Raw genomic sequence first — 10,517 nt, forward strand, 5'->3', positions numbered from 1 at the left:
GACATGAAAATGACGAGTAGCTAGACACTTTCAAGCCCAAAATAAAGGGTTTCAGCGATACGGAAAGAATTTGTCCTGCACCCTTAGAGCACTCTGGGAGAGTGAGACCCCGGAAAGAGTTCCAACGAAAAGCAAGATTATTGGAAAACTACGATCGCACCACGCTCCGGTGGATCTCCATCAACTAAATCGCAATAAGCGACTTTTTCGCTTACCTTTGCAACTTTGATGGTGGCCGTGACCTTTCCCTCTTCCCGATCGAGGATAGCCCCGGATTCCGGATCAATGAGCAATTGCCCTTCTTCCCGAACCAGAAATACCTGGTCGGGAGCTACTCCGTAATCGGAACCACGGTTAATAATCACCTGCCCCGTATTACTTACGGTGACTACATTCCCTTCGAGACTGTAATCTTCCATCTCCAAGGCGATAAATTGAGTGGCTTGATCAATAACATCCTGGGCAGCTTCTCCAAGGGGTGTCTTGGCAAATCCACCCAGTTGAGTACCAAACCCGCGGTCCGAATAACCCAGCGTTAGCCCCGATTTTCCGGCCTCTCCCCGTAGACGTTTGCTGGCAACCACCTCACCGCTGGTCGAGTCGATCAACTTAATAACTGCTACGATCGTAGCTTTATCTGATTTTGCTCCCAGGTTGAATCCCTTGATCCGGATACCGCCATTGTCACCAGAGGTGTTGTAACTTGCTTCAGTTATTGCACCAGTGGCCAAATACCTTGCACTACGAATTTTCCCTGTCCCGGCTACTTGAGAAGCTTGGGCCGTACGATTGCTATTCTGCAAATCTTGTTCAGCCATGACAGCACCTAGCTCGGCGCGCTCAACAATTACAAAACGGCCCGTGTCATACAAACTGGACTCGAGCATGAGACCCAGGTTGTCACCCAAGGTCATTTCCTCGAAATAGCCACCATCGTTGTCGAAGCTAATAACCCCAAGCGCATGTTTGACGCCGGTGTATTCTGGTAACTTGTTTTCAGCCGTGTCGTCCGAAACCTTGGTTTTGGTGCTTGGCTTAACAACCTTGTTTAAAAATGCAGACCCCGGGGTGGATACCAGAGTGATGGAAATAAGAACTACAAAGAATGTTAATAATTTAATCTTCATAAGGCAGCGCAATTAATAGAATCTGATACCCCCTCCTGTCAAAGAAATTGAAAGCACAGGGAGGATGGATCTCCCGACACACCCGGCTGATCAAAAAACTGATAGTCCCCGCGCGGGTATTATTGAATACGTATAACAAAAAGGCTTCCTTGCGGAAGCCCTTTTGAAAATCGAACATCAAACGCCTTAACTAACGGCTTTGGCTAAAGCTTGATCGATATCAGCCAGGATATCGTCAATATGCTCAATGCCCACCGACAGCCGAACAAGCTCAGGAGTAATTCCACCTGCGGCCTGTTGCTCAGCACTCAACTGGCTATGCGTAGTAGTTGCCGGGTGAATAGCCAGGCTCTTGGCATCACCCACATTTGCGAGGTGGCTGAAAAGCTCGAGGGAATCGATAAACTTCGAGCCGGCTGCGGCACCACCTTTGATACCGAAGATAACCATCGCGCCGCCTTTGCCGGAAAGGTATTTGTCGATCTTCCCATGCTCGGGATCGCTCTCGAGGCCCGGGTAACGCACCCACTCGATTTGGTCGAGTCCCTCAAGGTGTTTGGCCACGGCCAGAGCATTGTCGCAATGACGCTCCATCCGGAGTGGCAGTGTTTCAATTCCCTGAAGAAATATCCACGCGTTGTCAGGTGAAATACAAGCTCCCAGATTTCTCAAAGGCACCGTACGCATGCGCAAAATGTAAGCAACAGGAGCCAGGGGCTCGGGGAGGTCATGTCCCCAGCGAAGTCCATGGTAGGATGAATCCGGATTGTCGTACAATGGGAATTTTCCATTTGCCCAATTGAATCGGCCGGAATCTACAACAATCCCACCTATCCCCGCACCGTGACCACCAAACCACTTCGTCAAGGAGTGAACCACGATATCCGCCCCATGGTCGATCGGACGAGTCAGGGCTGGAGTTGAGAAAGTAGCGTCAACGATTAGAGGGATTCCGTTATCATGAGCGATCGTAGAGATGGCCTCAAGATCGGCTATCTGACCAGCAGGATTCCCAACCGTTTCGCAAAACACAGCTTTGGTATTCTCATCAATTGCGGCTGCGAAATTTTGAGGATCACTCGGATCCACAAATTTAACATTTATTCCAAAGCTCGGCAGAATATCGTTAAACTGAGTGTAGGATCCTCCGTATAAATTATTAGCCGAAACAATGTTATCACCTGATTGAGCCAGATTGATAATGGAATAGAAAATGGCACTCGTCCCGGACGCCACAGCCAAAGCAGCCGCTCCACCATCCAACTGAGCCACCCGCTGCTCCAGCACGTCCTGAGTCGGATTCATAATTCTGGAGTAGATGTTCCCAAGCTCCTTAAGGGCGAAAAGATTCGCAGCGTGCTCCGTGTTATTGAACACGTAAGCAGTCGTGCGATAAACCGGTACGGCACGGGCGTTAGTGGTAGGATCTGGCACTTGGCCAGCGTGGAGGCATTGTGTTTCGAGCTTCATGATAATTTCTAAACTGAGTGGACCGCCGAATTTGAGTACCGCCACAAATCTTGTCGAGGGAACAATCGAAAAAATTTATTTTGGATTATTGGAACCAGCTTTTTAGTCGGCCATTATGGAAAACATCCAGTGCTGAAAATTAGTTTGTACCCGAGTGATTCCATTTCGACTACTTGCAGATGAAGGGTAGTCCACAAACATACCAGTCGCATCGAGTTTCGGCTGAGACAATAGTCCGGGTTACTACCAGAATCGAACGGACCATTTCGTAGGAGCATGTCGTTCAGGATTGCCCAAATTGATTGGTAGATTATGATAAGCAATAAATCTCATCCCATGAGTAGCAAAAGAAACGTTCTCATAACCGGAAGCGGCACTGGCATTGGCAAGCGACTGATCAATGAATATTGCCGGGATGAGTTCCGGGTATTCGCCACCGTTAGAGAAGCAAGGTTTGAACAACTTAAATCCGAGCTGACGGGACGTTACAGCGAGGTAATTCCATACATCCTAGACGTCACTGATCTGGAACAAGGGACACAAGTGATCCAGGAGATTGAATCACAATATGGTGCAGTAGATGTCCTCATTAACAATGCAGGAATCTCCTATCGAACGGTCGTTGAAGAAATGTCCGAACCCGATGAGGCCATTCAGATGGCAACCAATTATTTCGGACCTATGCACCTCATTCGAAAGGTATTGCCGGGCATGCGAAAAAAGAAAAAAGGACACATCATCAATGTCTCCTCCGTTGGCGGGATGATGGCGATGCCAACGATGTCCGCCTACTCAGCTTCGAAATTTGCATTGGAAGGTGCGACAGAATCGTTGTGGTACGAAGTTAAACCTTTTGGTATTAATGTGACTTTAGTCCGACCGGGATTTATCAATTCCAACGCCTTTCGAAAAGTGAAGTACGGCGAAGGAACCGATCCGGCGAATGAAAACGGCATATACTATCACCATTACCACAACATGTCAGACTTCATTGAAAAAATAATGGAGATGACTCCCTGTACTTCTGAAAGCGCAGCCAGAATGATCTATAAAACAAGTTGTATGAAGAACCCGCCTTTACGTGTGGCCGGAACACCAGATGCACGATTTTTCTCTCACGTACGTCGAATCCTGCCACGCAGATTTTACCATTGGCTGCTCTATCGATCGTTGCCTGGAATAAAAACGTGGGGAAAAGGAGGCAGCCATGAGTAAGGACCTGAGCGATCTTTTATTCCGTGTATTTTTTAGCCTTATATTTTTAGCGCTGGGAACAGAACATATTTTAAGTGATGGCCTCATTCAGCACCTCATGCCAACCTGGATGCCTTCACCTGGGGTAGTTTCCATTCTGGTAGGAATTGTGCTTTCGGTTGGTGGCATATGTATCGTGCTGGGTTGGCAATTACGCTTCGCGTCTGTCCTACTGGGCAGCTTTGTCGTAGTCGTAACCCTGGCAGTTCATGTACCGGCTATATTAGCCAAACCTGAGTTTGTAAGCGAATCAAACATGTGGATGTGGGAAATCCTGCAACGTAGCAATCTGGCAAAAAATCTATGTCTATTCGGCGTATGTATTTCTTTATGGCATCATACTCCCGGAAAATGGAGCTTACACAAATTCCTGAAAACAGGCCTTAACAAATGAGGCGATAAATGCCCGAAAAGTTCGGGCTTAAAAGGTGAGTACCAGTACATCCATAAATCCTTGAGGACTGCCGGCATTCACCGAGAAAGCAGATCGGTATTGAAAAATATCGTAATCTCCGTCGGCCACTGGACCAGACATCACTACGACATTAGAAGCACCAGCATTCAGGGATAGAAGACTCACAGACGCCCGCGGCGTAACGGTTACACCCGGCACGTCTCGCTTCACTCGAACCGTAAGAGTGAGGTAAATATCATTGTTGCCCAATCCCAGCTCTGTTCCTGTAAGAAACTCCGGTTCTGGAGCACCCACTTGATCCGCCACAAGCGGATTCGTGCCAAAGGCGTATTCAACCGCATTGGGAATACCGTCCCCATCGGGGTCATCGGTGGTTTTTCGTTTTCCTTCAGGGATACCCTGCGCAATCGCCCACAAATCATAAGCAGTCGGCTCGGTACCTTCGATGGCCGGAGCAACAGTGTCAGAAGTAAGGACCGTTCCGCCACTAGTCACATCCACAGAGTAGCTGCCACGATCGGCGAGCTCCGCAGGGTCAAATTCAATAAAGAAACGGGTTTCACCATCGATCGCGACACCGTCTTTTTTCCATTGGAAAGTCAATGGACCCTGACCAACTACCGCTACCTCTAGCCGTCCATATTGACCATTATCGATCGTAAAGGCCTCAGGCTGAGCCACGATCTCGAAAGTCGGCGGCACTGGATTGATCCGCATCATACGATTCTTCGGAGAGAAGAAACTTCCCACCATGGTAATACTGCCGTTTGACTCAAGTACCCAGTCGCTTATGGGTCCGTTATAACCCAAACCTACCATACCGTCTATTCGTGCTCCCGTTGTGTCGAGTGCAACCACATAACCCTGGTTCACTCCACCATATTGAGAGAACTGTCCGCGAACCAGCAGTGTTCCATCTGCCAATTCAAGCATGCCTTTCACTTGAGAGAATGAATTGCCAAAGGCCAGTGGAGTAAATCCAGTATCGAGCATCCCATTGGATTCGATACGGAAAAGCAACTGAACAGGACTTCCGTCAAAGGTTGTGAAATTTCCGCCGATATAGATCTTCCCGTCCGAGGCAATATGAGCCATGGAGACGGGCAGTGTATACTCACTACCGCTCACTCCGCTAATGGTTGAGAAAGAACTATCCAATGTTCCGTCGGCATTAAGCAACGCCATGCCATTGACATCGGTCCCATTGTAGGAAGTAAAGGTCCCGTAAATAAAAATCTTTTCGTTGGCACCCACAGCGATACCGGAAACCTGACCAACGGGTCCTGTCCCTCCATCGTTAAAGGTTTCATCGACGGATCCATCACTGTTTAGCTTTACCAGGTAATTGTTATCGGTGAGGAAGATGGTTCCATCGTCCATATGCCTTACAAAAGGCGATGTAAAATTCGGAAAGATAACACCGGATGCATCGAAATTATCATCCGTTTTTCCATTCGATAAAACACGGAAGATGTTGGCTCCGTTCATTCCCACAAAAATTCCCTCCGAGTTAAACTGGCCCCATTGAAATCCTGCATTTCCAAAAAAGACACCTGTGTTATTCTGAAGAAATAATCCCTGGATTACTGTCCCACTATTATCGATACCGGTGTAGTAGGTAAACAGTCCGCCACTTTGTGTAAAGCCACCTGCAATCCTGTAACCGTTGTCCGGTGTTTTACCTACAAACGAGATACCGGGCGATCCAAAATAACTTGGCGTGAAACCGGGGTCTACTCCAGCAGCTCCATACTGCACCGACAGTGCAACTTTCCGCGTGGAAATACTCCCCAGGTTGTTCGTGTAAACCGCGTGATACATACCAGCGTCTTCAACAAGGACACCACTCAGCACAAGAGTCTCGTCGGTCGCACCGTTTATTGCCACGTCATCGTGATACCACTGCAGTGTCAAAGGAGCGGCCCCGATCCCTTCAGCAACCAAATTAACGGTGCTACCGGAATTGGCGACTTTGCCCAGTGGATCATTGACCACTTCAGGTTCCGCCAGAATGTAGAGAATCACAGGCACACTTACCGTCGATCCAGATGCGTTTACAACTTCCAGCGTGTAGATTCCCACATCGTTTTCCTGCACGTTAGTGATTTCCAAAGTCTCGGAATTTCCTCCTGGAACCGCCACACTGTCTTTGTACCACTGATACCCCACAGTGGTTGTTCCCAACACGTCGGCAGTGAAGGTTGCTGTCTGCCCTGCCTCAACATACTGGTCTTCCGGTTGTTCAAGGAAAACGAGATCCATGGCATCGAGATGAATTCTGCCAAGTCCATTCATGCTTTGGTTGTGGTAAAACAAATTCATCCCAGGGAAATAGCAGTAACCTGCACCTGGAAACAGTTTTCCTGATGCCGGGTTTGAAGAAAATCCAGGATGAGAATCATTCACAAATCCTGTCTTTTCGCCCTGACGATTTACCGTGGCGATTCGGTAAGGCGGGGCCTGGGGTTGGCTCCCCCAAACAAGAAAGTTTCCAATAACGAGTATATCGCCATTCAACAGTGCCTTTGCATCGTAGGTGGCGCCCGAAGGATAATTGCCCGAGGTAGGCGAAGTATCAAACTCCTCATTCACTGAACCGTCTGCATTTAACAGTGCCAAAAATTGTCTGCTATACCCTCCCAAGGTTTGAAAATTTCCACTCAAAACGAGTTTTCTGTCACCGGTCTCATCTACAGAAACAACCTGACTGTTGGGACTCGCACCTAAAGCGAAAGTATCATCGATAGCACCATTTGCATTCAATCTTAAGATACGTGAAATGGATTCACCATTCACCGTCGTGAAGCTTCCATAAAGAATTATCTTGCCACTACGTAACAATTTAAAGCCCAGCGGAGTATTACTGGTTTCGACCATCGCGAAAGTATCGTCGATCGATCCGTCTTCATTGATACGGAAAAGATTATCCACAGGCACGTCGTTATAAATGGGATTCGTATTGTAGGTTCTGTCTACAAGAATCAGGATCTTGCCGTCTTCCTGAACCGCCAGTTGCAGTACTGCTGAGTTGTTATTGAAACCGGTTCCGGCGCTATTGAAATCAGTGTCAAATGTTCCGTCTGTCTTTAAACGTGAAATCGCCCAGGACCAGCCATTGGCCTTATTAAAAGGTCCACCGAGTAGCAACTTGCCATCAGCTTGAAAATCCATCGTCCGTACCCAGGTATTGGATGCAACAATGGAGGTCCAGGTCTCGTCCAATACTCCATTCGAATCCAGTTTGGCAATATTGGGAACGGTAACTCCATTGTACTGCGTAAAATAACCGCCAGCTATCACACTCCCATCTTCCAACTCCTTCATGTCATATACCTGACCGTTGAACCCTGTTCCTTTTTTGAATCCGAGGTCGAGTGCTCCGGCGAAGGATTCAACAACGACCAAAGCAGATTCACTCGTAGAGGTTCCCGAAGTCCCTGTTACTTCTACATAGTAGCTTCCACTGTTTGATACAGCTGCAAAAGGAATCGTATAAGAAGCATCGGTAGCACCCGCTATGGCCTCGCCTTCGAAATACCACTGGTAGGTAAGATCCCCCAGGCCTATGGCTTCGACTGAGAGCATCAGCTCATCGCCGGATTCCCCACTGATCGCCATGGGTTGTATTACATATTTGGGCACACTGATTGTCATGAGACGTGCTTCCTCAGAAAACAATGTCCCTGAACTGTTACTGACTTTCACATCGTAGTAACCGTCATCGGCATCATCAATATTAGTCAGTTCAAGTATGTCAGCATTAGCACCCGGAATATTAACACCGTCCTTGCGCCACTGATAAGCCAGGGCTGTGGTTCCAAATGCATAGACCTTGAAGGTAGCTGTTTCACCGAGATCCAGAATCGTCAACGGTTGAGGTTGAGCTACGATCGCAACTGGAGAAACATCACCTGCAAGTTTTAATATACGGCTCAGGTTTGTGCCGTTATACCAGGTGTGATCAGTGCCTCCGAAAACATTACCGTCGGCGTCGATAGACGCAGTCATGACAGTTCCACGCCAACCTTCCTGACCAGGATTCCAGTAGGGGTCGGGTGAGCCGTCAGCGTTCAAACGGGTGATATTTTTGTTTCCGCTGTTGTAAGTAGCACCCACATAACCGTTAAAGTTTCCACGAATGATGATCTTGCCATCAGGGGCAATATGAATGCCGTGTACTTCACCGGCGGCTCCTGTGCCGCCCACATTGAAATCATTTATCCAACTACTGTCTGCAGCAATGTGCATGATGTTTTGGGGAGTTGGGATAACTACGGTATTTGTCGAAATGTGATTCCTGAAACCCAGAAGTATTGTTCCATCGAGCATCACCTTGATATCACGAAGGTCGCCTTTGATATTAGCTTGGTTCTGGGGTTCCATCTTTTCACCGGGCCACCAATCAGTCTGGTTGGAACCGTCCGGATTGAGTTTGTAGACCGGTCGAACGCTCGAACCCGAGATTACATAAATGTTTCCATCCCCATCGACGTCCATGCCACGGATTTCAGTGGTAGACAGCATTGAGAGACTAAAATCAAAGCTCGTATCAATAGTGCCATCGTGATTAAGCAAGACCATCGGGCCTGTATCCACACCACCCACTTTATTAAACAGTCCTGCAATGAGCACCTTACCTTCATCTCCATAAGGAATGATCTCATTCACTCGGCCCGATCCAGCGTTCACGTTGATATCGACAGTAAAATCGATCGTTGCTGCTGTTGGACTAATACGATGCAACCAGGCGTTGTTGGTTCCAATCCAGATTTTGCCTTCAGAATCAAGTGCGGCAGACTTGCCCTGAGCGCTGGAACCCATGGAGGCAAGGATAGTACCTTCAACAGGATCGACTTTGATGATCGAGTTATTGGCAACCGAAAATTGTCCTGTAAACCAGACGTTGCCATCGGGATCAATTACTGACGCTTCGACATCGCCGAAAATGCCTGCAGAAATACTGAACTGCGGATCGGGGGCTCCTATGTTACGGTTTTTAATAACAACCGTAGCCGGGTTGGACTCTGCGATTCCAAATCCTCCAGTAGCTTTCACAGTGTAAGCACCCGCGTCGGTCAACTCGGCAGGATCAATCACCAGATCTTTGGAAGTTTTTCCAGGTAACAGCGCGCCGTCCCTAAACCACTGATACGTGATTGTTCCTTCTCCAATGGCATCCGATTCCAGAGTAATCGCATTGCCTTCCAAAATATCGTCCCCAACGGGTTGCAAGGTGATTTGTGTGGAAGCTCGAAACTGCACCCCACTCACATCCAAGCGGTAAAGCTTACCCACGTTGTTTTCTTCACTTAACAGAAACAGGTTATTTCCCACTTTTTCAATCGCCACAACATTCCACCCTTGAGGCAGTCCGGTTGTGTCGATTCGATCCCAGCTGTCTCCCTGGTTGGCAGAATACCAGACACCAGCACCTTTACCGGCAAACACTGTCGTGCCATCTGTTGCCATGGAGAAAGCTGTCTTCAACCATTGGTCCTGATAAGTCCAGGTATCGCCAAAATCTTCGGTTATGAAAAGTCCTCCCGTGATCAGGTTAATGCCGGAAGAAGTATAGAGGATTCTGTCACCGATCTGAATAAAATTCCCCGGAGTACCTGCGACCACCTCGGGAAGTTTTGACCAGGAAGCCCCGTTATTCTGAGTCCTGAAAATACCCGCTCCGACAATGTTACCATCTCCATTCATGGACAGCATTGCGTCGCCCCCTTCTGCGACGATGTACTTTCCAACAGAATATCCAACAAAAGGCACTTGCGGCAACCCCACCCGGTGTTGTGTCCAGTTCGTTCCATCAGCTGAACGGTAGGCCCCTCCAAATTGCGAGGCTGTCCAATAGGTTCCCGTGTCCTCATCATAAGTCACATCATCCACGGTTATCAAGTTCACATCGCCCGGCATACCATTGCTGGCAGCGTTCCAGGTCGCCCCCAGATCCGAGGAACGCCAGAGATAGGTGTAGTGCTGACTGGAAATCCCGTCGCCCACCCAGACTTCTCCATTCACCACCTTCACAAACTGCCAGGTGCTGTTCTCGATATCGGCCGTCTGAAGAAAGCTAGTGCCATCTGTTGTCCGGACCACGCCAGTGCTCGTATTGACGAACAGGTTCGTGCCATCCGTGGCAAGCGGTCCGGCATACTCCAAACCGGGTATGCCACCTGCACGGTATTTTTATTTGGCACGGTGATTGACGAGCATTTGGAATGGGATACCTAGATCATGCTGGGATT

Annotated in this window: 5 protein-coding genes; 2 read left to right on the plus strand and 3 right to left on the minus strand. The window is 48.4% G+C overall.

Annotation, left to right across the window (positions count from 1 at the left end; translation table 11 throughout):
• Positions 1-137 precede the first annotated feature (137 nt).
• Positions 138-1,127, minus strand: coding sequence for a hypothetical protein (locus O3C43_22935; GenBank protein ID MDA1069344.1), 990 nt, complete (start codon positions 1,125-1,127; stop codon positions 138-140).
• Positions 1,128-1,313: 186 nt separating this feature from the next.
• Positions 1,314-2,597, minus strand: coding sequence for an O-acetylhomoserine aminocarboxypropyltransferase/cysteine synthase (locus tag O3C43_22940; GenBank protein MDA1069345.1), 1,284 nt, complete (start codon positions 2,595-2,597; stop codon positions 1,314-1,316).
• 336 nt (positions 2,598-2,933) lie between these two features.
• On the opposite strand from O3C43_22940, the gene O3C43_22945 reads away from it, so the two are divergent.
• A complete protein-coding gene (locus O3C43_22945) occupies positions 2,934-3,812 on the plus strand; it encodes an SDR family oxidoreductase (GenBank protein ID MDA1069346.1) in 879 nt (292 codons plus the stop codon).
• Entirely contained in the window at positions 3,805-4,245 is a 441-nt protein-coding gene (locus O3C43_22950; GenBank protein ID MDA1069347.1) for a DoxX family protein, read from the plus strand. The genes O3C43_22945 and O3C43_22950 overlap by 8 nt, the downstream gene beginning before the upstream one ends.
• 27 nt (positions 4,246-4,272) lie before the next feature.
• On the opposite strand, the gene O3C43_22955 is transcribed toward O3C43_22950, so the two are convergent.
• On the minus strand, positions 4,273-10,431 hold the full coding sequence (locus O3C43_22955) for a hypothetical protein (GenBank protein MDA1069348.1): 6,159 nt from the start codon (positions 10,429-10,431) through the stop codon (positions 4,273-4,275).
• Positions 10,432-10,517: the final 86 nt, after the last annotated feature.

The sequence above is a fragment of the Verrucomicrobiota bacterium genome (assembly GCA_027622555.1).
Taxonomy (GTDB): Bacteria; Verrucomicrobiota; Verrucomicrobiia; order Opitutales; family UBA2995; genus UBA2995.